16 protein-coding genes are annotated in these 24425 nt (G+C 71.1%); 7 read left to right on the top strand and 9 right to left on the bottom strand.

Features of this window, described 5'->3' with window-relative positions; all coding sequences use genetic code 11:
* Positions 1–15: 15 nt before the first annotated feature.
* The 7 genes from JT723_RS29830 to typA all read right to left on the bottom strand — a co-directional run bounded on the left by JT723_RS29830 (position 16) and on the right by typA (position 9949).
* Positions 16–1668, bottom strand: coding sequence for a peptide ABC transporter substrate-binding protein (locus tag JT723_RS29830; RefSeq protein ID WP_205047961.1), 1653 nt, complete (start codon positions 1666–1668; stop codon positions 16–18).
* A 215-nt stretch (positions 1669–1883) separates the two neighbouring features.
* The gene (locus JT723_RS29835; RefSeq protein ID WP_307794041.1) at positions 1884–2948 is read right to left on the bottom strand and encodes an ABC transporter ATP-binding protein; all 1065 of its coding nucleotides are present in this window, start codon (positions 2946–2948) and stop codon (positions 1884–1886) included.
* Positions 2949–2997: 49 nt separating this feature from the next.
* Complete coding sequence (locus JT723_RS29840) at positions 2998–4026, bottom strand: ABC transporter ATP-binding protein (RefSeq protein WP_205047962.1); 1029 nt, start codon at positions 4024–4026, stop codon at positions 2998–3000.
* 11 nt (positions 4027–4037) lie between these two features.
* Positions 4038–4976: an ABC transporter permease gene (locus tag JT723_RS29845; protein WP_205047963.1), complete on the bottom strand. Its 939-nt coding sequence runs from the start codon at positions 4974–4976 to the stop codon at positions 4038–4040.
* Positions 4969–5892, bottom strand: coding sequence for an ABC transporter permease (locus tag JT723_RS29850; protein ID WP_205047964.1), 924 nt, complete (start codon positions 5890–5892; stop codon positions 4969–4971). Before JT723_RS29850 ends, JT723_RS29845 begins: the two co-directional genes overlap by 8 nt.
* A gap of 151 nt (positions 5893–6043) precedes the next feature.
* Complete coding sequence (locus JT723_RS29855) at positions 6044–7699, bottom strand: peptide ABC transporter substrate-binding protein (protein WP_205047965.1); 1656 nt, start codon at positions 7697–7699, stop codon at positions 6044–6046.
* A gap of 384 nt (positions 7700–8083) precedes the next feature.
* Positions 8084–9949, bottom strand: a complete 1866-nt coding sequence (gene typA / locus JT723_RS29860) for a translational GTPase TypA (RefSeq protein WP_205047966.1) — start codon at positions 9947–9949, stop codon at positions 8084–8086.
* A 187-nt stretch (positions 9950–10136) separates the two neighbouring features.
* Between typA and JT723_RS29865 the strand changes: the two genes are divergently transcribed.
* A complete protein-coding gene (locus tag JT723_RS29865) occupies positions 10137–11351 on the top strand; it encodes a hypothetical protein (RefSeq protein ID WP_205047967.1) in 1215 nt (404 codons plus the stop codon).
* Positions 11352–11755: 404 nt separating this feature from the next.
* Here JT723_RS29865 and JT723_RS29870 read toward each other — a convergent pair whose 3' ends face one another.
* A complete protein-coding gene (locus tag JT723_RS29870) occupies positions 11756–13546 on the bottom strand; it encodes an ABC transporter family substrate-binding protein (protein WP_205047968.1) in 1791 nt (596 codons plus the stop codon).
* A 347-nt stretch (positions 13547–13893) separates the two neighbouring features.
* Between JT723_RS29870 and JT723_RS29875 the strand changes: the two genes are divergently transcribed.
* The 6 genes from JT723_RS29875 to JT723_RS29900 all read left to right on the top strand — a co-directional run bounded on the left by JT723_RS29875 (position 13894) and on the right by JT723_RS29900 (position 21658).
* Entirely contained in the window at positions 13894–14181 is a 288-nt protein-coding gene (locus JT723_RS29875; protein WP_205047969.1) for an Rv0250c family protein, read from the top strand.
* Between the two features lie 82 nt (positions 14182–14263).
* The gene (gene sdhC, locus JT723_RS29880) at positions 14264–15088 is read left to right on the top strand and encodes a succinate dehydrogenase subunit SdhC (protein ID WP_205047970.1); all 825 of its coding nucleotides are present in this window, start codon (positions 14264–14266) and stop codon (positions 15086–15088) included.
* Between the two features lies 1 nt (position 15089).
* Entirely contained in the window at positions 15090–17081 is a 1992-nt protein-coding gene (locus JT723_RS29885; RefSeq protein ID WP_205047971.1) for a fumarate reductase/succinate dehydrogenase flavoprotein subunit, read from the top strand.
* Positions 17078–17845, top strand: a complete 768-nt coding sequence (locus JT723_RS29890; protein WP_205047972.1) for a succinate dehydrogenase/fumarate reductase iron-sulfur subunit — start codon at positions 17078–17080, stop codon at positions 17843–17845. The genes JT723_RS29885 and JT723_RS29890 overlap by 4 nt, the downstream gene beginning before the upstream one ends.
* 227 nt (positions 17846–18072) lie before the next feature.
* Entirely contained in the window at positions 18073–20703 is a 2631-nt protein-coding gene (locus JT723_RS29895; protein ID WP_205047973.1) for a TPM domain-containing protein, read from the top strand.
* Between the two features lie 235 nt (positions 20704–20938).
* On the top strand, positions 20939–21658 hold the full coding sequence (locus JT723_RS29900; protein ID WP_205047974.1) for a PspA/IM30 family protein: 720 nt from the start codon (positions 20939–20941) through the stop codon (positions 21656–21658).
* A gap of 114 nt (positions 21659–21772) precedes the next feature.
* On the opposite strand, the gene JT723_RS29905 is transcribed toward JT723_RS29900, so the two are convergent.
* Complete coding sequence (locus JT723_RS29905; RefSeq protein ID WP_205048038.1) at positions 21773–24328, bottom strand: SpoIIE family protein phosphatase; 2556 nt, start codon at positions 24326–24328, stop codon at positions 21773–21775.
* Between the last annotated feature and the right edge of the window lie 97 nt (positions 24329–24425).

Genomic DNA, 24425 nt, shown 5'->3' on the forward strand with positions numbered 1-24425 from the left:
CCCCCGGCCGCGGTGTCACTTGACCTTGATCTCGTTGTAGACCGGCACGCTGAAGGGGTTCAGCGCGACGTTCGAGAGGTTGGAGGAATAGCCGGCGCTGCCGTTCTGGTACCACAGCGGGATCGCGGGCATGTCGGTGACCAGCTGCTTCTCGGCGTCCTGGAACTTGCTCACCGAGTCGGAGGTGGAGGAGGCGGCGTTGGCCTCGTTGACCAGCTTGTCGAAGTTGGCGTTGCTGTAGTGCGAGTCGTTCGACGAGGCGCCGGTGTAGTACTGCGGCTGCAGGAAGTCCTGGATCAGCGGGTAGTCCATCTGCCAGCCGGCCCGGAAGGGGTCGTTCATCTGCTTGCTGGTGATGCGGTTGCGGAAGTCGGCGAAGGTGCCGATGGGGGCGCCGACGCACGCCTTGTTGTTGCCCAACGCGTTGTTGATGCTGTTGCAGAGCGCGTCGACCCACTCCTTGTGGGAGCCGGTGTCCGCGTTGTAGGAGATGGTGATCTTGCCGCCGGGCAGGCCGCCGCCCTCGGAGATCAGCTGCTTGGCCTTGTCGGGGTTGTACGTGCACTCCTCGCCGCACAGCCCCTTCTTGAAGCCGCCCGCGTCACCGAGCACCGGTGAGGTCCAGTCGCTGGCCGGGGTGCGGGTGTTCTGGAAGATCTGCTGGGTGATCTGCTCGCGGTTGATCGCCATCGACAGGCCCTGCCTGACCTTGGCGGCGTTCGGAGACGACCAGCGCGAGCTGTACAGCGGGAAGGCGATGGTCTGGATGATGCCGGCCGGCACGTTGATGTACCGGCTGCCCAGGTCGCTCTTGACGTTCTGCAGCTGGGAGACCGGCACGTCGTCGACCAGGTCGATGTTGCCGGCCTGCAGGTCGGTGTAGGCGGTGTTGTTGTCGGTGTAGACCCGCAGCTCGACCCCGCCGTTCTGCGCGGGGTCGGGACCCTTGTAGCCGTCCCACTTCTTCAGCTCCATCTTGGAGCCCTTGGTGTACGAGGAGATCTCGTACGGCCCGTTGCCGATCGGCTTGGCCAGCCACGACTGGCGGTTGCTGAAGAAGGCCTGCGGCAGCGGGTAGAAGGCCGCGTAGCCCAGGGTGTCGGGGAAGAGCGCGAACTTCTGGTTCAGCTTGACCTTGAACTCGGTGTCGGACACCTTCGTCAGACCCGACAGCGTGGTGGCGCTGGGCTTGGCCCCCGGGGTGTCGGGGTGCACCTTGTCGTAGCCGTCGATGTAGCTGAAGAAGCTGGCGTTGAGCTGGGCGTTCTTCAGCTGGGTGTCGTAGTTCCAGGCGTTGATGAAGGAGTCGGAGTTGACCGGCTCGCCGTTGCTGAAGGTCCAGCCGGACTTGAGCTTGATGTCGAAGTTCTGCGAGTCCGAGGAGGTGATCGACTGGGCGATCATGTTCTCGGCCTTGGCGGTCTTCGGGTTGTAGATCTTCAGCCCGCGGAAGATCATGTCGAGCACCTTGCCGCCCTGCACCTCGTTGGTGTTGGCCGGCTCCAGCGGGTTCTGCGGGTCGCCCCAGGAGGCCCGTACGATGCCGCCGCCGCTGCCGCCCGTCGAGCTGCCGCTCCCGCCGCTGTCACTGCTGCTGCCGCAGGCGGCGGCCGTCAGGGCGACGACTGTCACGCCGACGGCCCACTTCACGCGCGTGGCTCCGCGCATCGCGTGCCTCCTCATGGGTCACAAATGACACTTCGTTACCCATGACACAGCAATTGCGGCAAAGCCGCACTTCTACTCCTGCGTGTCGCGTACCCAATGCGTTGGCCAGAGCGCGACGCACAGCGCCGCCCGCGGTGCGGCCGCCGCGGGCGCGGAACGCCGAAGGGGCGCCCCCGGCGGGGGCGCCCCTGGTGGGACTGCTGCGGACGGACCGGTCAGGCCGCGCCCACCACGTCCTTCTCCTCGGCGAAGTGGCACGCGGACTCGTGCCGGGCCGGGGTGTCGACCTCGGCGAACCGGGTCGGGATCGCCAGCAGCGGCTCCTCCTCCGCGCAGCGCGCCTCCGCCTTCCAGCAGCGGGTGCGGAAACGGCACCCGGACGGCGGGTTCGCCGGCGAGGGCACGTCGCCCGACAGGATGATGCGCTCGCGGTGCTCGCGCGCCTCGGGGTCCGGCACCGGCACCGCGGACAGCAGCGCCTGGGTGTACGGGTGGGTCGGGTGCTCGTAGATCTCGGCGTCCGTGCCGATCTCCGCCATCTTGCCCAGGTACATCACGCCGACGCGGTCGGAGATGTGCCGGACGATCGACAGGTCGTGCGCGATGAAGATGTAGGACAGGTTGAACTCGTCCTGCAGCTTCTCCATCAGGTTGATGACCTGCGCCTGCACCGACACGTCGAGCGCGGAGACCGGCTCGTCGCAGATGATGATCTCCGGGTTGAGCGCGAGGCCGCGGGCGATGCCGATGCGCTGGCGCTGGCCGCCGGAGAACTGGTGCGGGTAGCGGTTGATGTACTCCGGGTTGAGCCCGACGACGTCGAGCAGCTCCTCGACCCGCTTGCGGCGGTCGCCCTTGGGCGCCACCTCCGGGTGGATGTCGAAGGGCTCGCCGATGATGTCGCCGACCGTCATGCGCGGGTTGAGCGAGGTGTAGGGGTCCTGGAACACCATCTGGATGTTGCGGCGGACGGCCTTGAGCGCCCGCCCCGACAGCTTGGTGATGTCCTGGCCCTTGTAGAAGACCTCGCCCGCGGTGGCCTGCTCCAGGCTCATCAGCAGCTTGGCCACGGTGGACTTGCCGCAGCCGGACTCGCCGACGATGCCCAGCGTCTCGCCCGCGTGCAGGTCGAAGGAGACGCCGTCGACGGCCTTGACCGCACCGATCTGCCGCTTGACGACGATGCCCTGGGTCAGCGGGAAGTGCTTGACCAGGTTGCGCACCTGCAGGATCGGCTCACGGTCGGCGAGCTTGGCGGCGGCGGCCTCGGCCACCTCCACGACGGGCGCGTCGGCCGCGGCGGCCCCGGGGTCCTTGGGGAGGCTGGATTCACTCACCGAGGGTCTCCTTCCAGAAGTGGCAGGCGCTGCCGCGCGCGGTGCCGACCGGGTGCAGCGCCGGCACGTCGGTGCGGCAGACGTCCTGCGCCATCGGGCAGCGCGGGTTGAAGGCGCAGCCCGACGGGATACGCGTCAGGTTGGGCGGCAGGCCCTTGATCGCGTACAGCTCCTGGCCCTTCTGGTCCAGCCGCGGGATCGACTGGAGCAGGCCCTTGGTGTACGGGTGCGCCGGCTTGGCGTAGATGTCGTGGACGGGGGCGTCCTCGACGATCCGGCCGGCGTACATCACGGCGATCTTGTCGGCGACGTCGGCGACCACGCCGAGGTCGTGGGTGATCAGGATCAGGCCCATGTTGTACTCGCGCTGCAGCTCCGCGAGCAGGTCCATGACCTGCGCCTGGACCGTCACGTCGAGAGCCGTGGTGGGCTCGTCGGCGATGATCAGCTCGGGCTCCAGGGCGAGCGCCATGGCGATCATGATGCGCTGGCGCATACCGCCGGAGAACTGGTGCGGGTAGTCGCCCACCCGCTCCTTGGCGGCCGGGATGCGCACCCGGTCCATCAGCTCGATGGCCTTGGCCTTGGCGTCCTTGCGGGACAGGCCCTGGTGCACCCGGTACATCTCGCCGAGCTGGTAGCCCACGCTCAGTACCGGGTTGAGCGAGGACAGCGCGTCCTGGAAGATCATCGCGATCTTCCGGCCGCGGATCTTCCGCCGCTCCTCCCCGGACATCTTGAGCATGTCGCGGCCCTGGAAGAGGATCTCGCCCTTGGGGATGCGGGCCGGCGGCATGTCGAGGATGCCCATGACGGCCTGCGCGGAGACCGACTTGCCCGATCCGGACTCGCCGAGCACCGCGAGCGTCTCACCGGCGTTCACCGAGTAGTTGACGCCGTTCACGGCCTTGGCGACACCGTCACGGGTGTGGAACTCCACGTGCAGGTCGCGTACTTCCAGCAGCGGCGCCAGCGGCGCGTCAGGTGCAGGAACGTCCGATATATCGTCGATGACAGTCAACGTACGCCCTCCTAGCGCAGCTTGGGGTCGAGGGCGTCGCGGACCGCGTCGCCGAGCAGGATGAAGGCCAGCACCGTCACGCTGAGCGCGCCCGCGGGCCACAGCAGCATGTGCGGCGCGTTGCGGATCTGGTCGGCCGCCGCGGAGATGTCGATGCCCCACGACACGGCCGGCGGCTTGAGGCCGACGCCGAGGAAGGACAGTGTCGCCTCCAGCGAAATGAAGGTGCCCAGTGCGATGGTGGACCATACGATGACCGGAGCCAGCGCGTTCGGGGCGATGTGCCGCAGCATGATCCTGCCGTGGCCCGCGCCGAGCGCCTTGGCGGCCAGCACGTAGTCCTGCTCCTTCGCGGTGATCACGGCACCGCGGGCGATACGGGCCAGCTGCGGCCAGCCCAGCAGGATGATGAAGGTCGACACGGTGAGCACCGAGCCGCCCTTGACCGCCGAGAGGAAGACGACACCGCCGAGCAGGATCGGGATGCCGAAGAAGATGTCGCTGACGCGCGAGATGATCGCGTCCAGCCAGCCGCCGAAGTAGCCCGACAGGCCGCCGAGCAGCGCGCCCAGCACCGCGACGCCGAGCGTCGAGAAGATGCCGACCTCGACCGAGGCGCGGGCACCGTACACGGTGCGGGTGTAGACGTCGCAGCCCTGCTGGTCGTAGCCGAACCAGTGGCCCGAGCTGGGGCCGTTCTGCGAGTTGATCAGGTTGCACTGCAGCGGGTCCTGGCTGGCGATCAGACTGGGCCAGAACGAGATGACGATCAGGAACAGGATGACCAGCGCCGATATGTAGAAGATCGGCTTGCGGCTCAGGTCGTGCCAGGCGTCGTTCCACAGGCTGCGCGGCTTGTCGCGCTTGTCCATGGGGACGGCCGTGCCGTCCGGCGTGGTGGCCGGGGCGCCGCCGGCGTCGAGGATCAGGGCGTCGGTGTTCTCAGGCATACCGGATCCTCGGGTCCAGGACCGCGTAGAGCAGGTCGACGAGCAGGTTGGCGAGCAGGAAGATGATCACCAGGATCGTCACGAAGCCGACCACGGTCGCGGGGCTGGTGTGCACGATCCCCTGGTAGATCTGGTAGCCCACGCCGTGGATGTTGAAGATCCGCTCGGTGACCAGGGCGCCCGCCATCAGGTTGCCGATGTCGGTACCCAGGAAGGTCACCACGGGTATGAGCGAGTTGCGCAGCATGTGGTTGACGATGACCCGGCGCCGCGGCAGGCCCTTGGCGACCGCCGTGCGGAGGTAGTCGGCGCGGGTGTTCTCCGCGACCGAGGTACGGGTCAGCCGCGCCACGTACGCGAGGGAGACGCCGGCCAGCACGAGGCCGGGCATGAGCAGGTCCTTGAAGGGCGCACCCTCACCCACCGAGGGGTGCACGATCGACCACTTGACGCCGAAGAAGTACTGCAGCACGTAGCCGGTGACGAAGGTCGGGATCGAGACCACGATCAGCGTCATGGCCAGCACACCGGTGTCGAAGAACCGCCCGCGGCGCAGGCCGGCGAAGACGCCGAGCGCGACACCGATGACCGCCTCGATGACGAAGGCCACGATGGTCAGCCGCAGCGTCACGGGGTAGGCCGTCTTCAGCAGTTCGGTGACCGGCTGCTGGTTCCACGCCTTGCCGAAGTCGCCTTCGAAGACGTGCGACATGTAGATCCAGTACTGCTGGATCAAGGGGTCGTTGAGATGGAACTCAAGTCTGATCTGCGCGGCGGTCGCCGGGTCCGGGGTGCGGTCGCCGAACATGGCGGCCACGGGATCACCGAGACCCCATACCATCACGAAGATCAACAATGTGGTTCCGATGAAGACCGGAACCATCTGGAGCAGTCGCCTGATGACGTAGCGCCCCATCTGCCCTCCAGGGATCGGGCAGACGTCGGCCGGGGCTTGTGGCCCCGGCCGACATCCACACCGCGAGCGGTTGTTTGTCAGTTCCCCCGCAGGCGTGCCCGAACGTCTCCCCTGTACGGACCCGCCTACTGCAGGTAGTGCGTGGTCAGGGTCAGTTGACCGTGATGTCGGTGAAGATCGGGTAGCTGAAGGCGTTCTCCTTGACGTTGGAGACCTTCGAGGACCAACCCGCCTGACCGTTCTGGTACCACAGCGGGACGATCGGCATGTCGGTGAGGACCTGCTTCTCGGCCTGCTGGTACAGAGCGATCGACTTCGCCGTGTCCGGCTCGGCGTTCGCCTGGTTGATCAGCTTGTCGACCGTCTTGTTGGTGTACTTCGAGTCGTTCGAGCTGCCGCCGGTGGCGTACAGCGGCGTGATGAAGTCGTCGATCAGCGGGTAGTCCATCTGCCAGCCGGAACGGAACGGCTGGGTCATCTGGCCCTTGGTGATCTGGTTGCGGAAGTCCGCGAAGGTGCCGGTGGGGGCGCCGACGCAGGCCTTGTTGTTGCCCAGCACGTTGTTGATGCTGTTGCAGACCGCGTCGACCCATTCCTTGTGCGAGCCGGAGTCGGCGTTGTAGCCGAGCTTCATCTGGCCGCCGGGGATGCCGCCGCCCTCGGTGATGAGCTGCTTGGCCTTGACCGGGTCGTACGTGCAGGCCTCACCGCACACCGAGGTGCTGTAACCGCCGGCCGCGCCCAGCACCGGGGACGTGAGGTCCTGGGCCGGGGTGCGGGTGCCACCGAAGATCTTGTCGGTGATCGTCTTGCGGTCGATCGCCATCGAGATGCCCAGGCGGACCTTGTCCATGCCCGGCTTGGACCACTCGGGCTTGTACATCGGGAAGGAGAACGTCTGGATGATGCCGGCCGGCTGGTTGAGGTAGCGGCCGCTCAGGTCGTTCTTGACGTGCGGCAGGTCGGCGGCCGGGATGTCGTCGAGGACGTCCAGCTGGCCGGACTGCAGGTCGGCGTAGGCGGTCTCGCTGCTGGTGTAGACCTTCAGCAGGACGCCCTTGTTCTTCGGCTTGCTCGGACCCGTGTAGTTCGGGTTCGGGACCAGCTTCATGCTCGCGCCCTTGGTGTAGGACTCGATCATGTAGGGGCCGTCGCCGATCGGCTTCTTCAGGTACGCGTCGTGGTTGTCGAAGAACTCCTTGGGCAGCGGCGCGAACGCCTTGTAGCCCAGGCGGTCCGGCCACGTGGAGAACTTCTGCGACAGCTTCACCGTGAAGGTGTGGTCGTCGACGACCTTCAGACCGCTCATGGTCTTGGCGGTCGGCGCGGCGGTCTCGTCGTCCGGGTGGACGGCCTTGTAGCCGTCGATGTCCGCGAAGAAGTACGAGTTCAGCTGCTTGTTGGTGACCAGGGCACCGTAGTTCCAGGCGTCCACGAAGGAGCTGGAGGTGACCGGGGTACCGTCGGAGAACTTCAGGTCCGGCTTGATCTTGATGGTGAAGTTCTGCTGGTCGGTCGTGGTGATCGAGTCAGCGGCCTCAAGCTGGGCCTTGCCCGTTGCGTCGTACTCCTTGAGGTTCATGAAGATCATGTCAAGGACCTTGCCGCCCTGCACCTCATTGGTGTTGGCGGGCTCGAGCGGGTTCTGGGGGTCGCCCCACCACGCTCGGACGATCCCGTCGCTCGATCCGCTGCTCGACTTGGCCTTGTCCTTGCTGCCCGAGTCGTCGCTCGAACTGCAGGCGGTCGCTGCGAGGGCGATCACGGCCGCACCTACGACCCACTTGGCGCTCTTGGCACCGCGCATGGGTTTGCCTCCTCAGGAGTCACTATCGATACGTGAAAGGAAGGCCGGACGCCCACTGACACCCCTGACAGCGACTACGGCCTTCCTGTGCTCGTGAGTCGGCGCTCCCCATCAGCGCGTGACCCATTGACCCGAGCTCAACTTCGTCCCACTATCGGGCACGTTTGAAGTCGGATCGACACAGGGTTGGTCTCGCTTTGGTCACATCGACGTCGATCTTGTTCCAGAATCCGGACATTATGGAACGTAGACAGACACCGGCGAAATGGGCAGTGTGACCTATCTAACGGTGATTGCTGTCCGGAAAGCGGACAGCGCGAGACCACGCAAAGAGGGGCCCAGGAAGCCTGGACCCCTCACCGTTCCGTTGGCGGTCAGTGGGCGTCAGCGCTTGGCGCGGGACGCGGCACGGCCCCGCTCCTTCTGGTCGAGGACCACCTTACGGATCCTGACCGTCTCCGGAGTGACTTCGATGCATTCATCGTCCCTGCAGAACTCCAAGGACTGTTCAAGGGAGAGCATCCGCGGCGGCACCAGGGACTCGGTCACGTCCGCGGTCGAGGACCGCATGTTCGTGAGCTTCTTCTCCTTGGTGATGTTCACGTCCATGTCGTCCGACCTGGAGTTCTCACCGACGATCATGCCCTCGTAGACCTCGGTGGTCGGCGAGACGAACAGCACGCCGCGCTCCTGCAGGTTGGTCATCGCGAACGCGGTCACCACACCCGCCCGGTCCGCCACCAGCGAGCCGTTGTTGCGGGTGCGCAGCTCGCCGAACCAGGGCTCGTGGCCCTCGAAGATGGAGTGCGCGATACCCGTGCCGCGGGTCTGCGTCAGGAACTCGGTGCGGAAGCCGATCAGACCGCGGGACGGCACGATCCACTCCATGCGGATCCAGCCGGACCCGTGGTTGGTCATCGTCTCCATCCGGCCCTTGCGGCTCGCCATCAGCTGGGTGATCGCCCCCAGGTGCTCCTCGGGCGAGTCGATGGTCATCCGCTCGATCGGCTCGTGGACCTTGCCGTTGATCTCCTTGGTGACCACCTCGGGCTTGCCGACGGTCAGCTCGAAGCCCTCCCGGCGCATCGTCTCCACCAGGATGGCCAGCGCCAGCTCACCGCGGCCCTGCACCTCCCAGGCGTCCGGGCGCTCGGTCGGCAGCACCCGCAGGCTCACGTTGCCGACCAGCTCGCGCTCCAGCCGGGTCTGCACCAGCCGGGCGGTGACCTTGTGGCCCTTGCCGCCCTTGCCGACCAGCGGCGAGGTGTTCGTACCGATGGTCATCGAGATGGCCGGCTCGTCCACCGTGATCAGCGGCAGCGCGATCGGGTTCTCCGGGTCGGCCAGCGTCTCGCCGATCATGATCTCCGGGATGCCGGCCACCGCGCAGATGTCACCGGGACCCGCGCTCTCGGCGGGCTTGCGGGTCAGCGCCTCGGTCATCATCAGCTCGCTGATGCGGACGCTGGAGATGGTGCCGTCGCGCTTGATCCAGGCGACGGTCTGCCCCTTCTTCAGGTGGCCCTGCTCGACCCGCAGCAGCGCGATACGGCCGAGGAAGTTGTCCGCGTCCAGGTTGGTGACGTGCGCCTGCAGCGGGGCGTCCTCGTCGAAGGTCGGCGCCGGGACGGTCGACAGGATCGTCGAGAAGAACGGCTCAAGGCTGTCGCTGTCGGCCGGGACCGTGCCGTTCTCCGGCTTGGTCAGCGACGCGACGCCGTCGCGGGCGCACGCGTAGACGATCGGGAACTCGATCTGGTCCTCGTCCGCGTCCAGGTCCAGGAAGAGGTCGTAGGTCTCGTTGACGACCTCGTCGATCCTGGAGTCCGGGCGGTCGGTCTTGTTGATGCACAGGATCACCGGCAGCCGGGCCGACAGCGCCTTGCGCAGCACGAACCGGGTCTGCGGCAGCGGACCCTCTGAGGCGTCCACCAGCAGCACCACCGCGTCCACCATCGACAGGCCGCGCTCGACCTCACCGCCGAAGTCGGCGTGGCCGGGGGTGTCGATGATGTTGATGGTGACCGGGTCCCCGCCGTCCTTGGGGTGGTACTTCACCGCGGTGTTCTTCGCGAGAATGGTGATGCCCTTCTCGCGCTCCAGGTCGTTGGAGTCCATCATCCGGTCGTCCAGATGCTGGTGTGCGGCGAAGGCCCCGGCCTGCTTGAGCATGGCGTCGACGAGGGTCGTCTTGCCGTGGTCGACGTGGGCGACGATGGCGACGTTACGGATATCGTGGCGCGTGGACATGCGGCGGCGCTTCTCCCGGAATCGTGGATGGCGTCGCGTTCCTCTTCGACGCGCTCGCCCGTGCCGGGCAGAAAGTCACGCCGCGGCCGTTTCCCATGGTACGTGCCAGCACCCCGGGCTGCGCCCGCACGAGCCCCACCGGCGCCCCGCGTACGCCCCGACCTCGGCCCGGTGGCAGGATCTGGCCGTGTCCACGCCACCCGTCGTCCCGCAGGACGAGTCAGTGCCGCCGCTGCCGGCCGGCATCCCGCTCCACCCCGCCGGCTCCCCCGCCGCCGCGCACACCGCCGGGCGGCGCGCCCTGCCGAACCTGCTGATCATCGCCGTCGCCCTGGCCGTGGGAGTGCTCGGCGGCACCGGTGCCATACCCCTGGACCGCAACGGCCTCCTGCGCTTCGCCCTCGGCATGGTCGTCGGCCTGAACCTCCACATCGTCGCCTACTGGCTGCTCGGCCCCCTCTCCGGCGTCGCCACCGTCTGGACGTCCCTCGGCGTCGGCCGCTGGCTCGGCCACACCACCCGCCGCGGGCGGCTCGTCGTCTTCCGGCTGCTTCCGCTGATCCCCTTCATCGCCTGCCAGGTCATCGTCGGGCGGCCGGGGCTGCGCCGCCGCATGTGGGCATGCGCCGCCGCCACGCTCCTGGCCGAGGCGGTCGCCTCCGCCGCCCTCGTCGCCGCGGGCGGGCCGGCCGCCTCCGTCGGCTGGGGCCTCGCCGCGGTCACCCTCCTCGTGCTTGCCGCCCAGCCCGGCCGGGTCACCTCGCCCGCCTGGCGCCTCTTCCGCCTCCCCTTCGGCGACAACGACCAGGCACTCGCCGAATGGGTCCACGACCCGGCCACCCTGGCCGCCGCCCGGGCCGCCTGCGCCGGCCGCATCGACCTGGCCCGCGCCGCCCTCGACGCGGCACCGGCCGCCCCGGGCGACGCCTCGCCCCGTCGGCTGGCCATGGAGGCGTCCCTCGCCCTCTGCGAGGGCCGCTGCGACGCGGCCGCGCGCACCGCGGCCGAGCTGCGCGAACGGTCGCATGCGCCGGAGCTGCGGCGGGGGGCGCTCCAGCTGTACGCGTGCGCGGTCGCCGACGGGATCGCCGCCGGGCACTGGCGTGCGGCCGACGCGATGCCGTACTTCGACGCGGCGCTCGCCGCGCTGCGGGCCGAGTCGAAGGCCGCGGCCTTGCGAGGTACTGACCTCGCCGCGATGGAGGCGCTGTTCCGGGGGCGGCCTCAGCAGGCCGTCAAGCTCGCCACTCTTGCCGCCGCCAACGCCGCTACCGTGCACGTTCGTGCCCGCGCCCTTCTCACGCTCGCTGCGGCCCACACCGCCGCGGGCCACCCCGAGCTGTCCCGCGCCCCCCGCGCCCGGGCTGCCGCCCTGTCCCCCACCTTGCACACCACCCGCTAGCCCCGCGGGGGGTTGGGGGGGTGCCCCTTGCGCCGGGCGGTCGGCTTTCCCGCCGTCGTGGCTGGTCGCGCAGTTCCCCGCGCCCCCAGGTGACTGCCCCTTGCGGTGAGCTCGCACCTTCCGGTGCATCGTGATTGGGCGCGCAGTTCCCCGCGCCCCTGAAAAACGCTCACCCTCTTGCGCAGAGGGCGCCGCCTGACGGCGTCGGCTCTGCGGGAGGGGGCACCCCCAGGGGCGCGGGGAACTGCGCGCCCAGCCCGAGGAGCGGGATAGAAGCAACGCCACAGCAAGTGGCAACCACCTCAGGGGCGCGGGGAACTGCGCGACCAGCCACGACGAAGCCGCAGGCACGGGATGCACCGCAAGGGGCAGCAGCCCGGGGGTACCTGCGCGCCCCCGGAGGGCTACTTGCGGAAGCCGAGGTCGGCGTAGGACGGAGTCTGGAAGCCGAATGCGCCGGCGTTGGCGACCGTGGTGCGGAGGGCGACGACGGCCGGGCGCTGGTAGAGGGGGATCGAGCCGGCGGCAGCCCAGATGCGGGCGTCGGCCTGGGCCGTCAGTGAGCGCGCGGTGGACGCGTCCAGCTCACTGCCCGCGCGGTCGAGCAGCTGGTCGATCTGGTCGGTCCCGACCCGCGTGTAGTTCTGCGCGACGGTCAGCGAACCGTCGGGCGCCGGCACGGGCTTGGCGTAGATCGGCGTGTCGTCGGTGGCCGGGTAGGCGGTGCCGGGCCAGGAGTAGAGCGCCAGGTCGAAGTCGCCGGCGGCGATGTGGTCCTGGAAGTAGCTGGCCCCGTCGACCTTGGTGATCTCCGTGCGGATGCCGATCGCGGAGAGCATCTTGGCGATGCGCGTGCCGACGTCGTCCAGGGTGGGCGAGTCCGCGGGGAGCACGAAGCGCAGGCTGAGCTGCTTGTTGCTCTTGGTCACGGCCCGGCTGGGCTCGACGACGGTGAGCGCGCCTGAGGCGGCACTGCGGCCGGGTCCCGCCGCCTGGTCCCCGGCCTTGGCGGTGGACTGCTTCCAGCCGGCGTCGGCGAGCAGCGCCTGCGCCTGCTGGAGGTCGGTGGCGCCGAGCGCGGAGCTGTGGTCGGCGTAACCGTCCTGCGAGGGGAGGACGAGGTGGTTGCCGAGCGCCACGGCGGGCAGGCCGAGCGGTTTGAGCACCGCGGTGGCAATGGCCTTGCGGTCGATGGCGCGGGCGACGGCGTGCCGTACCCGTTCGTCGGCGAGCGGCCCGGCGCTGCCGTTGAGGGCGAGTTGCGCGTAGGCGGCGTCGGGGGCCTTGCGTACGGCCAGGCCCCTGGTCTTCTTGACGGTGGCGAGCGCGTCCGGGTCGATGTCGGCGAGGTCGAGGGTGCCGGCGGCGAGCGCGGCGGCCCGTTTGGTGCGGGGTACCGCGGTCAGGACGAGCTGGTCGAGTTTGGCGGGCTGCCCCCACCAGGTGGGGTTGCGCACCAGCGTGACCGTACCGGCCTTGGTGTCGACGCCCTTGACGGCGAAGGGTCCCGCGACGACGGGCAGTGCGGTGCGGGCGCCGTCGTTGAAGGCGTCGGGGGTGCCGGTGACGGACTTGGGGTAGAGCGGGCTGAACAGCGAGCGCCAGTCGGCGTAGGGGGTGCTGAAGGTGACCTCGACGTGCTGCGCGTCGGCGCCCTGCTTGACGGAGGCGATCCGGTCGTACCCGGCGTTGCGCGAGGTCCAGAAGGCGGAGTTCTTGCCGCTGAGCGCGTTCCACTGGGCGGCGAAGTCGGCGGCGCCGACGGCCCGCCCGTCGCTCCACTTGGCCTGCGGGTTCAGCTCGTAGGTGACGACCTGGCGCGGCTCCGTCTCGCTGACCTCGGCTTTCTTGAGGAAGTCGGTGTCGGCGTGCGGTTTGCCGTGGCCGTCGAGCCGGAACATGGCGGGCAGTGTGGCGCCGGCGACGGTGGCGGTGTCAACGTCCGCGTCGGCCTGGAAGGCGTTGAGGGTGCGCGGCACCTCGTCGGTGGCCCAGTGCAGGGTGCCGCCGTCCTTGACGCCCGCCCTGGCGACGGTGGCGATGTCGGTGCCCGCGGTGCCGGCGGCGTGGTTGCCGCCGCCGGAGGAGCAGGCGGTGAGGGTGAGGGTGGCGCCGGCGGTGAGCGCCACGGCGATACGCACCGCGCGCGCCCGGGGCGCCGGGGTGACAGCGGTCGGGTACGCACTGCGGTTCATGTGGTCGCTCCTCCGCGGCCCGGGCGGCCGGCCGGAGGCTCGGCATACGCCGGGGACATACTCATCTGGTCGGATGGGCCGTTTTACCGGTGGTCCGGTTAATCGCACCCCCACTCCAGACGACACCGCGGGCGGTGCGGTCCCGACCCGCCGAGGTGCCCGGCGCACTCCACCCGTCCGGCCCACTGCCGTACCCGCGCCGGGGCGCGGCCCGGGGGCGCCGTCCTATACCCCGCCCGCGGTATTCCGTGCAGCCGTCTTCACAAGCCGCGGTGTGACGCGCAACACTCGCATCCGCAGCACCGCCCCGTACTGCGTTCCACGGCGGCAGATGGTGAGGACTCCCCATGTCCCTGCACGACGACCTGACGTCGGTCCAGCGCCGGCTCGACGACCTGATGCGCTGCGTGGCCCGCCTCGACGAGCACAGCGGCGACACCCTCGACATGCGCCGGGTGCGCAGCGCCGCGGCCCACCTGCGGGACAGCCTCGCGCTGCTGCAGGACTCGGCGCCCGCGGACGCGGGGAAGCGGCCGGTCGAGATGGTCACCGTCCCCGACGCGCCCTACGACCGCGGGCTGTGGGCGGACGCCGAGGACGAGGGGCTCGGCTCGCCGCACCGGCACGCGCCGTAACCGCGCGCCGCCCCGCCGCGCACCCCTGGTGCGCGGCGGACCCGTCGCGCGCCCCCCGGTCCTTTCCCGTACGGAGTCCTCCTTGGCCACCGGAACCACTCCCACCACCCCTGCCGCCCGCGGTGTCATGACACCCGGGCGGGCCGCGATCTCCGCCCGGCACCTGCGGACCGACCGGTGGTGGCTCTCACCGCTGGTCACCGCGGTCGCCCTGACGATCTTCATCATCTACGCGACCTGGCGTGCCTTCGCCAACGGCGACTACTACTCCACGCCCTACGTGTCGCCGCTGTACTCGCCGTGCCTCGCCTCGAACTGCACGCCGATGGACGGCGGCGCCGACTGGCACCTGTTCGGCTCGTGGTGGGGGCTGTCGCCCGCGCTGCTGGTGCTGGTCTTCCCGCTGGGCTTCCGGCTGACCTGCTACTACTACCGCAAGGCCTACTACCGCGGCTTCTGGGCGTCGCCGCCGGCCTGCGCGGTCGCCGAGCCGCACGCGAAGTACACCGGCGAGACCCGCTTCCCGCTGGTGATGCAGAACGTCCACCGGTACTTCTTCTACCTGGCCCTGCCGGTCGCCGGGATCCTGACCTACGACGTGGTGCTCGCCTTCCGCGACGAGAGCGGCGCCTGGGGCCACGCGGGCCTCGGCACCCTGGTCCTGCTGCTGAACATCGTGCTGATCTGGGCGTACACCCTGTCCTGCCACTCCTGCCGGCACATCATCGGCGGCAAGCTCCGGCACTTCTCCGCCCACCCGGTGCGCTACCGGCTGTGGGGCTGGGTGGGCGCGCTCAACGGCCGCCACATGCTGCTGGCCTGGTCCTCGCTGATCAGCGTCGGGGTCGCCGACCTCTATGTGTACCTGGTGGCCAGCGGCGCATTCGACGATCCGAGGTTCTTCTGAGATGACACAAGTGGAACGGCACGCGTACGACGTGGTCGTGGTCGGCGCGGGCGGCGCGGGGCTGCGGGCGGCGATCGAGGCCAGGGAGCGCGGCATGCGCACCGCCGTGATCTGCAAGTCGCTCTTCGGCAAGGCGCACACGGTGATGGCCGAGGGCGGCATCGCGGCGAGCATGGGCAACGTCAACTCGCACGACAACTGGCAGGTGCACTTCCGCGACACCATGCGCGGCGGGAAGTTCCTCAACCAGTGGCGGATGGCCGAGCTGCACGCCAAGGAGGCCCCCGACCGGGTGTGGGAGCTGGAGACCTGGGGCGCGCTGTTCGACCGCACCGCCGACGGCCGCATATCGCAGCGCAACTTCGGCGGCCACGAGTACCCGCGGCTCGCGCACGTCGGCGACCGCACCGGCCTCGAACTGATCCGCACCCTGCAGCAGAAGATCGTCTCGCTGCAGCAGGAGGACCACGCCGAGACCGGCGACTACGAGGCCAGGCTGAAGGTCTTCCAGGAGTGCACGGTCACCCGGGTGCTCAAGGACGACGAGCGAAGCGAGATGGGGGCACCCCCCGACCGAAGGTCCGGGGGGAAGGTGGCCGGGGTCTTCGGGTACGTCCGCGAGTCGGGCCGGCTGTTCGTGATCGACGCGCCCGCCGTGGTGCTGGCCACCGGCGGCATCGGCAAGTCGTTCAAGGTGACGTCGAACTCCTGGGAGTACACCGGCGACGGGCACGCGCTGGCGCTGCTGGCCGGGGCGCCGCTGATCAACATGGAGTTCATCCAGTTCCACCCCACGGGCATGGTCTGGCCGCCGTCGGTCAAGGGCATCCTGGTGACCGAGTCGGTGCGCGGCGACGGCGGTGTGCTGCGCAACAGCGACGGCGAGCGGTTCATGTTCGGCTACGTCCCCGACGTCTTCAAGGAGAAGTACGCGCAGAGCGAGGAGGAAGCCGACGGCTGGTACACCGACCCGGACAACCACCGCAGGCCCCCCGAGCTGCTGCCCCGGGACGAGGTGGCCCGGGCGATCAACTCCGAGGTCAAGGCCGGCCGCGGCACCCCGCACGGCGGGGTCTACCTGGACGTGTCGACCCGGCTGCCCGCCGAGGAGATCAGGCGCCGGCTGCCGTCGATGCACCACCAGTTCAAGGAGCTGGCCGACGTCGACATCACCGCCGAGGCGATGGAGGTCGGCCCGACCTGCCACTACATGATGGGCGGCGTCGACGTGGAGCCGGACACCGCGGCGGCCCGCGGGGTGCCGGGGCTGTTCGCGGCCGGCGAGGTGGCCGGCGGCATGCACGGCTCCAACCGGCTCGGCGGCAACTCGCTGTCCGACCTGCTGGTCTTCGGCCGCAGGGCGGGGCTCTTCGCGGCCGAGTACGCCGCCGGGCTCGGCGAGCAGCGGCCCGCGGCGTCCGAGGAGCAGATCGACGCGGCGGCGGCCGAGGCGCTGCGCCCCTTCGGGGCCGAGGAGCCGGCGGAGTCGGCGGAGTCCGCGCAGGAGGGCGCCGCGGAGAACCCGTACACCCTGCACCAGGAGCTGCAGCAGGTGATGAACGACCTGGTCGGCATCATCAGGCGCGGCCCGGAGATGGAGCAGGCGCTGGAGCGGCTCGGCGTGCTGCGGGAGCGGTCGCGGCGGGTGGCGGTGGAGGGGCACCGGCAGTTCAACCCGGGCTGGCACCTGGCCGTGGACCTGCGCAACATGCTGCTGGTCAGCGAGTGCGTGGCCCGCGCGGCCCTGGAGCGCACCGAGAGCCGCGGCGGCCACACCCGCGACGACCACCCGGGCATGGACCGCGACTGGCGCAAGGTCAACCTGGTGTGCGAACTGACCGACGAGGCGCAGGGCGGGGGCGCGGACGGCGGCAAGCAGGCGCTGATCGGGCTGCGGCAGCGTCCGATGGACCCGATACGGGCCGACCTGCTGGCCCTCTTCGAGCGGGAAGAGCTGCTGAAATACCTGACGGACGAGGAGCTTGACCGGTGACCCACACAGCGCACTTCAAGGTCTGGCGGGGCGACACCGACGGCGGTGACCTGCAGGACTACGAGGTCGAGGTGAACGACGGCGAGGTCGTCCTCGACATCATCCACAGGCTGCAGGCCACCCAGGTCGCCGACCTGGCGGTCCGCTGGAACTGCAAGGCCGGCAAGTGCGGGTCGTGCAGCGCGGAGGTCAACGGGCGGCCGCGGCTGATGTGCATGACCCGGATGTCGGTCTTCGAGCCGGACGAGACGGTCACCGTCACCCCGCTGCGGACCTTCCCGGTGATCCGCGACCTGGTCACCGACGTGTCCTTCAACTACGACAAGGCCCGCCAGGTGCCGGCCTTCGTCCCGCCGAAGGGCGTGCCGGCCGGCGAGTACCGCATGCAGCAGGTCGACGTGGAGCGCTCGCAGGAGTTCCGCAAGTGCATCGAGTGCTTCCTGTGCCAGGACACCTGCCACGTGGTCCGCGACCACGAGGAGAACAAGACATCCTTCGCGGGCCCGCGCTTCCTGATGCGGATCGCCGAGCTGGACATGCACCCGCTGGACGCGGCGGCCGACCAGGGCCTGGTGCGGTCCGCGTCCGCGCAGGAGGACCACGGCCTGGGCTACTGCAACATCACCAAGTGCTGCACCGAGATCTGCCCCGAGCACATCCAGATCACCGACAACGCGCTGATCCCGCTCAAGGAGCGGGCCATCGACCGTAAGTACGACCCGCTGGTGTGGCTGGGCAGCAAGATCAGGCGCCGCCAGGACTAGGACCGGGGGACCGGCCCCGGTCGTCACCGGAGCCGGTTCGCGGTGCCGCACGGCGGCGGTACGGCCCGGGGGCCGCCACTCCCGGGCCGTACCGCTGGGCAGGCCCGCACGGTGCCCGGCCGCGTACGACCGGGCGCCGCACATAAGTCGCGTACCGCACATCCCGCACATAGCCTCCGATCACAGCCACGCGGTGGAGACGTGGCGCGGGCGAAGGGCGCGGGCGCATGAGGCGGCGAGTCCCACGGTGGTGCGCGGCGCTGGGTGCGCTCGCCCTCGCGGTGCTGCTCCCGCAGCCGGGCCAGGCGGCGGCCGACGACCCGATCACGCTGAGCACCGACGGCCCGATCACCGACCGGGTCGGCGCGCTCCAGGGCCGCACCGCCGAGGTCACCACCGCGCTGAACCGCCTCGACGACGCCCGGCACCTCCAGCTCTTCGTCGCCTACGTCAACGGCTTCTCCGGGCGCAGCCCGCAGGACTGGGCCAATGCCACGGCGACCAGGAGCGGTCTCGGCCGGCAGGACATCCTGCTGGCCGTCGCCACCCACGACCGGCAGTACGCGGTCTCCGCCGACCAGGACTCCGGTCTCACCCAGGCCCAGCTGGACGAGGTCAGCTCCACGGCGATCGAACCCGCGCTCCGGCAGAACGACTGGGCCGGGGCCGCGGTGGGCGCCGCCAACGGCTACGACGCGGTGCTCGGCGGGCGCCCGGTCACCGCGCCCGCCATCACCCCGGGCACCGCGGACCCCGGCGGCGGCACCGCCGCCTCCAACGGTGCCGCCGACCTGTGGATCCCGGTCGGCGTCGTCGCCGCGGCGGGCCTGGTCGTGCTGTACGCGGTACGCCGCCGCCGCGCCGCCGCCGCTGACGGGGCCGCGCAGCCCGCGGGGCCGGGACCGGGTCCCGGCGGGCGCCCCCGCAGGTACGCGCCCAGGCCGACACCGCTGCCCGAGCTGGACTCGCAGGCCAGGCAGCTGCTGGTGGCCACCGACGACGCGGTGCGCACCAGCCGGGAGGACGTCGGCTTCGCGGCGGCGCAGTTCGGCGACGAGGCCGCCAAGCCCTTCGCCGAAGCTGTCGACTACGCCCACGGCGAGCTGACTGCCGCCTTCCGGCTGCGCCAGCAGCTGGACGACGCCTTCCCCGAGGACGACGCGACCAGGCGGCAGATGCTGGACGAGATCCTCTCCCGCTGCACCCAGGCCAACCGGCGCCTCGACGCGGAGTCCGAGGCCTTCGACCGGCTGCGCGCGATGGAGGCCAACGCCCCCCAGGTACTGGAGCAGGCCGAGGCGAAGGCCGCCGCCCTGCCCGGCCGGATCGCCGCCGCCGAGACCACGCTCGCACCGCTGGCCGCCGCCTACGCCGACTCGGCCGTGCAGCCGGTCGCCGGGCACCCGGCCGAGGCCAGGGACCGGCTGGAGTTCGCCCGGTCCAGCCTCGACCAGGCCAGGGCGGCGATCGGCACGGACCACGGCAGGGCCGCGGTCTTCGTCCGCGCGGCCGAGGGCGCACTCGACCAGGCCACCACACTGGCCGACTCCGTCACCCGCCGCGCCGACGAACTGCGCACGGCGGAGGAGGCACTGCGCACCGCCCTGACCGAGACCGCCGCCGACCTCGCGGAGGCCCACGCCCTCCTGAGCACGAACGCCGCCCCGGGCACGCGCCCGGACGGCGGCGCGACGGGCGCGATCAGCGCGGATCCCGGCGGCACCGGCGCGGGTCCCGCCGGTGCTGCGGGCGCGGGCAGCACCGGCACGGGTCCAGGCGGCGGCCCTACGGGCGCGGGCAGCGCGGGGCCGGACGGGACCGGCGCGGGTCCAAGCGGTGGCCCTACGGGTGTCGGCAGCGCGGGGCCGGGCGGCGGCGTTACGGGCGCGGGCAGCGCGGTTCCACGCGGGACCGACGCGGGCAGCACTGACGGGGGTCCGGACGGTAACGCAGCGGATCCCGGCGGGGCTGCGGGTGCTGGCAGCACCGGCAGGAGTCCCGGCGGTGGCCCTGCGGGCGCGGGCAGCGCGGGGCCGGGCGGCGGCGCTGCCGACGCGGGCAGTACCGGCGCGGGTCCAAGCGGTGGCCCTACGGGCGTCGGCAGCGCGGGGCCGGGCGGCGGCGTTACGGGCGCGGGCAGTACCGGCGCGGGTCCCGGCGGCACCGGCGCGGGGTCGGGCGGGACCCGCGCGGGTCTTGGCGGGGGGTATGCGGAGCTGCGGGGGCGGGTGGCGCGGGCGGAGGCGGTGGTCGCGGATGTGCGGGGGGAGCTGGCCGGGGGGCGCTACGACCCGATCGCGGCGCTGCGGCGGGTGGAGGAGGCGGACGCGGGGCTGGACGAGGCGCTGACCGGGGTGCGGGAGCAGGAGGTGGGCGAGCAGCGGGCCCGCGGGCTGCTCGACCAGGCGCTGCTGGCGGCCCGCAGCGAGGTCGCCGCGGCCCGTGACCTGATCACCACCCACCGGGGCGCGATCGGCAGCCAGGCGCGTACCCGCCTCGCCGAGGCCGAGCGCAGGCTGCAGCAGGCGCAGGCCGCGGCGCCCGGCGACGCCTCCGCCGCCCTGGCGCACGCCCAGGACGCCGACCGGCTGGCGCGCGACGCCCAGCGGCTGGCCCAGCAGGACGTCGGCGGTTTCGGGCGCAGCCCCTCCTACGGCCGCCCCGGCATGGGCGGGGCGGTGCTCGGCGGGATCATCCTCGGCGAGCTGTTCGGCGGCGGGCGCATGGGCCGCGGCGGCTTCGGAAGCCTGGGCGGCAGGCGCAGCCTGGGCGGGGGCGGCGGCTTCGGCGGCGCGGGTCCCGGCAGCTTCGGCGGCGGCCAGACGCGCGGCCGCATGGGCGGCGGCGGACGCTTCTAGGCCGTGTTTTGGAAGTAGCGCCGTCCGCCCACAGGGCGGGCCCCGCGGCGTCTGGTACGTGCGATCGCAAGGCGGAGGGTCGTCCTCGTAGTGGGCCTACTCGGACGACTCCGACAACGCAGCGAGCGTGCGTGCCAGACGCCGCGGGGCAGGCGGGACTTCCAAAACACGGCCTAGCCCTCACGGCCGCGAGACCCTCTCACCCGCAGCACAACCAATCACCAGGGAGCCGGCGATGACCAGCAAGCAGACCGTCCTCGGCCGGGTGGCGCAGCTCGCGAAGGCGAACATCAACGCGCTGATCGACCAGGCCGAGGACCCGCAGAAGATGATCGACCAGCTGATCAGGGACTACAGCAACAACATCGGCGATGCCGAGGAGGCGGTCGCCACCACCATCGGCAACCTGCGCCTGATGGAGCAGGACCACGCCGAGGACCTGGCCGCCGCCAAGGAGTGGGGCGACAAGGCGCTGGCCGCCAGCCGCAAGGCCGACGAGCTGCGGACCGCTGCCTCCACCGCGGAAGCGGACCGCTTCGACAACCTCGCGAAGATCGCCCTCGGGCGCCAGCTGCAGTCCGAGCGCGAGGCGGCCGCCGCCGCCCCGGCCATCGCCTCGCAGACCGAGGTGGTCGCCAAGCTCAGGACGGGCCTTGACCAGATGAAGGCCAAGCTCTCCGACCTGCAGGCCAAACGTGACTCCCTGGTCGCCCGCGCCAAGTCCGCGCAGGCGCAGAACCGGATGACGGACGCGGTCAAGAGCGTCGACGTGCTCGACCCCACCAGCGAACTGGGCCGCTTCGAGGACAAGGTGCGCCGCGAGGAGGCGCGGGCCAGGGGCAAGGAGGAGCTGGCGGCCTCCTCCCTCGACGCGCAGTTCGAGGCGCTGGACGCCCTCGGCGACGGCGCCGAGATCGACGCCAGGCTCGCCCGCCTCAAGGCCGGGGCGGCCTGAGAAGCGCAGGCCCGAGCGCGCAGGCGGTACCCGAGAACCGGGACCCGCGTACCCGGGACCCGGGACCCGGGACCCGGGACCCGGGACACGGGACCCGCGTACCCGGGACCCGGGTCAGAACATGCTCAGCAGCTCGTCCACGGTCGGCGTCGCCACATGGGACTGCCGCCCCGGCAGGGCGAGTTCGAACCACACGGTCTTGCCGCGGTGGGTGCGCCTGCTGCCCCAGCTCTCGCTGAGCATGGTGACCAGCTGCAGCCCGCGCCCGCCCTCGTCGGTGTCGCGGGCGCGGCGGCGCCGCGGCTGGACCAGGGCGCTGTCCCACACCTCGCACACCAGGGTGCGGTCCAGCAGCAGCCGCAGCCTGATGTCGCCGTAGCCGTGCCGCAGCGCGTTGGTGACCAGCTCGCTGACCAGCAGCTCCGTGGTGTCGACCAGGTCGCCGAGGTCCCAGGCGAGCAGCTGGTCGCGGGCCAGTTCGCGCGCCCTGGCGACCGAGGTGGGCTGCGGCTTGAGCGTCCAGTCGCCGACCTGGTCGGCGGGCAGGCCGCGGATACGGGCCATCAGCAGCGCGATGTCGTCCTCGCCGTGTGCGGTGTCGACGGTCGCGAGCACGTGGTCGCAGATGTCCTCCAGGGGCCGCTCGGGGCCGTCGAGCGACTGCCGGAAGGCGTCGAGGCCCTCGTCCAGCGGGAGGCTGCGGGACTCGACGAGGCCGTCGGTGTAGAGGGCGAGCAGTGCGCCCTCGGGCAGTTCGACCTCGCTCTCCTCGAACGGCTCGCCGCCGACGCCCAGCGGCACTCCCCTGGGGAGTTCCAGCAGCAGCGGCGATTCGCCGGGCTCAACGACGACCGGCGGCAGGTGGCCCGCGTTGGCGATGGTGCAGCGGCGGGTGACGGCGTCGTAGACGACGTAGACGCAGGTGGCGAGGTAGACCTCGGTGAGGTCGGAGTCGCCGCGCTCCTTGGTCCTGCGGGTGCGGCCAGGGGTGGGCGCGCCCAGGCCCCGTACGACCTCGTCCAGGGCGCTGAGCACCTCGCCCGGCTCCAGGTCGAGCATCGCCAGCGTGCGGACGGCGGTGCGCAGTTCGCCCATCGCGACGGCGGCGCGCAGGCCGCGGCCCATGACGTCGCCGACGACCAGGGCGGTGCGGTGCCCCGGCAGTTCGATGACGTCGAACCAGTCGCCGCCGACCTCGGTCTCCATGCTGCCGGGCAGGTAGCGGCAGGCGATGTCCAGGCCCGCGGCCTCCGGGTCGTCGGGCGGCAGCAGGCTGCGCTGGAGGATCAGGGCGCGCTCGTGCTCGCGGCGGTAGAGGCGGGCGTTGTCGATGAAGATGGCGGCGCGCGCGGCCAGTTCCTCGGCGAGCATCCGGTCCCGCTCGGTGAAGGGCTCGCTGCCCTTGGCGCGGGAGAACTGCACCAGGCCGAGCACGGTGTCGCGGGCGACCATCGGCACCACCAGGGTGGACTGCACCAGGGCGCCGCCCAGGTCCTGCCCGCCGTCGCCGTCGAGCACCTGCGGCTGCGCGGTGCGCAGGGCGCGGGCGCTGGCGGAGCTGAAGCGGTAGCGGTGGACGGAGCCGACCGAGACCGGCCCCGCGTCGGCGGAGACGTCGTCGTCGTCGCCGGCCATCGCCACGGGCGCGTCGGACACGGAGCTGGCGAAGGCGACCCTGCGCAGCTCGCCGCTGCCGTCGGTGGTGCCCGACAGCTCCTCGGCGCCGGACAGCAGCGCCTGGTAGAGGTCGACGGAGGCCAGGTCGCAGAAGTGCGGCACCGCCACGTCGAGCAGTTCACGTGCGGTGGTCTCCAGGTCGAGCGAGGTGCCGATACGGGCGCCCGCCTCGTTGAGCAGCGCCAGGTTGCGCCGGGCGTGTGCGGCCTCCCGCTCGGCGCGCTGCCGCCCGGTGACGTCCATGGCCAGGCCCGCGACGCCGATGGGGCGCCCCGAGGAGCTGTGCAGCCGGTAGAGCGAGATCGACCAGCGGCGCCGCCCGGGGTCGCCGGGCACGGTGCCGACCAGCGGCATGTCCAGCACCGGGTCGCCGGTCTCCAGCACCTGGCGCAGCGCGGCGGACAGCCGGTCGGCCTCGACCCGGGACAGGAAGTCGTGGGGGCCGCGGCCGCGGTGCTCCTCCGCGGGGCGGCCGAAGACGGTGGCGAAGCGGTCGTTGACCCGGATCAGCCGCAGCTGGTTGTCGAAGAGCACGAAGCCCATCGGGGACTGCCCGAAGACCGCCTGGGAGGCGGCGAGGTCGGTCTCGATCTGGCGCAGCGTGGCCACGTCGACGGCGATGCACAGGGCGCCGCGGTCGGCGGGCATGACGTACACCTCGGCCAGGCCCTCGCCGCCTGACGCGTCGTTGTACGGCACGAGCCCGGTCCACTCGCGGCCGTTGAGGATGTCGGCGAGCCGCTCGTGGGCGCGGGTCTGGACGTGCGCGGGCGCGAAGGCGGCGACGGGGTCGCGGCCCACCGCGTCGTCGGCGGAGACGCCGAAGAACTCGGCGGCGCGCTCGCTCCACTGCTCGATGCGTCCGTCGGGGCCGAGCGAGAAGGAGGCGACTCGTATGTAGTCGTAGATGGAGCCGGGCGGACTGGACTGCCAGACGGCGGTCTGGGCAGCCGCGTCCGCATCGTCTCCTGGCGGAACCGCCCCTGCTGGCATGTCGCTCACTCGCCCGACCCCTCCAGCTCAGCACACATGGACCGGTTGGAGCTGAGTATTCAGCATGCGGACCGTCCAGCACACGGTCTTGTCGATC

Origin of the sequence: Actinacidiphila bryophytorum (assembly GCF_016916835.1) — a bacterium.
Lineage (GTDB): Bacteria > Actinomycetota > Actinomycetes > Streptomycetales > Streptomycetaceae > Actinacidiphila > Actinacidiphila bryophytorum.

Bases quoted from the DNA above. Each gene is read 5' to 3' on its own strand.
- JT723_RS29830 (WP_205047961.1), bottom strand. From the start codon at position 1,668: ATGCGCGGAGCCACGCGCGTGAAGTGGGCCGTCGGCGTGACAGTCGTC.
- JT723_RS29845 (WP_205047963.1), bottom strand. From the start codon at position 4,976: ATGCCTGAGAACACCGACGCCCTGATCCTCGACGCCGGCGGCGCCCCG.
- JT723_RS29850 (WP_205047964.1), bottom strand. From the start codon at position 5,892: ATGGGGCGCTACGTCATCAGGCGACTGCTCCAGATGGTTCCGGTCTTC.
- JT723_RS29855 (WP_205047965.1), bottom strand. From the start codon at position 7,699: ATGCGCGGTGCCAAGAGCGCCAAGTGGGTCGTAGGTGCGGCCGTGATC.
- typA (WP_205047966.1), bottom strand. From the start codon at position 9,949: ATGTCCACGCGCCACGATATCCGTAACGTCGCCATCGTCGCCCACGTC.
- JT723_RS29870 (WP_205047968.1), bottom strand. From the start codon at position 13,546: ATGAACCGCAGTGCGTACCCGACCGCTGTCACCCCGGCGCCCCGGGCG.
- JT723_RS29875 (WP_205047969.1), top strand. From the start codon at position 13,894: ATGTCCCTGCACGACGACCTGACGTCGGTCCAGCGCCGGCTCGACGAC.
- JT723_RS29885 (WP_205047971.1), top strand. From the start codon at position 15,090: ATGACACAAGTGGAACGGCACGCGTACGACGTGGTCGTGGTCGGCGCG.
- JT723_RS29895 (WP_205047973.1), top strand. From the start codon at position 18,073: ATGAGGCGGCGAGTCCCACGGTGGTGCGCGGCGCTGGGTGCGCTCGCC.
- JT723_RS29900 (WP_205047974.1), top strand. From the start codon at position 20,939: ATGACCAGCAAGCAGACCGTCCTCGGCCGGGTGGCGCAGCTCGCGAAG.
- JT723_RS29905 (WP_205048038.1), bottom strand. From the start codon at position 24,328: ATGCCAGCAGGGGCGGTTCCGCCAGGAGACGATGCGGACGCGGCTGCC.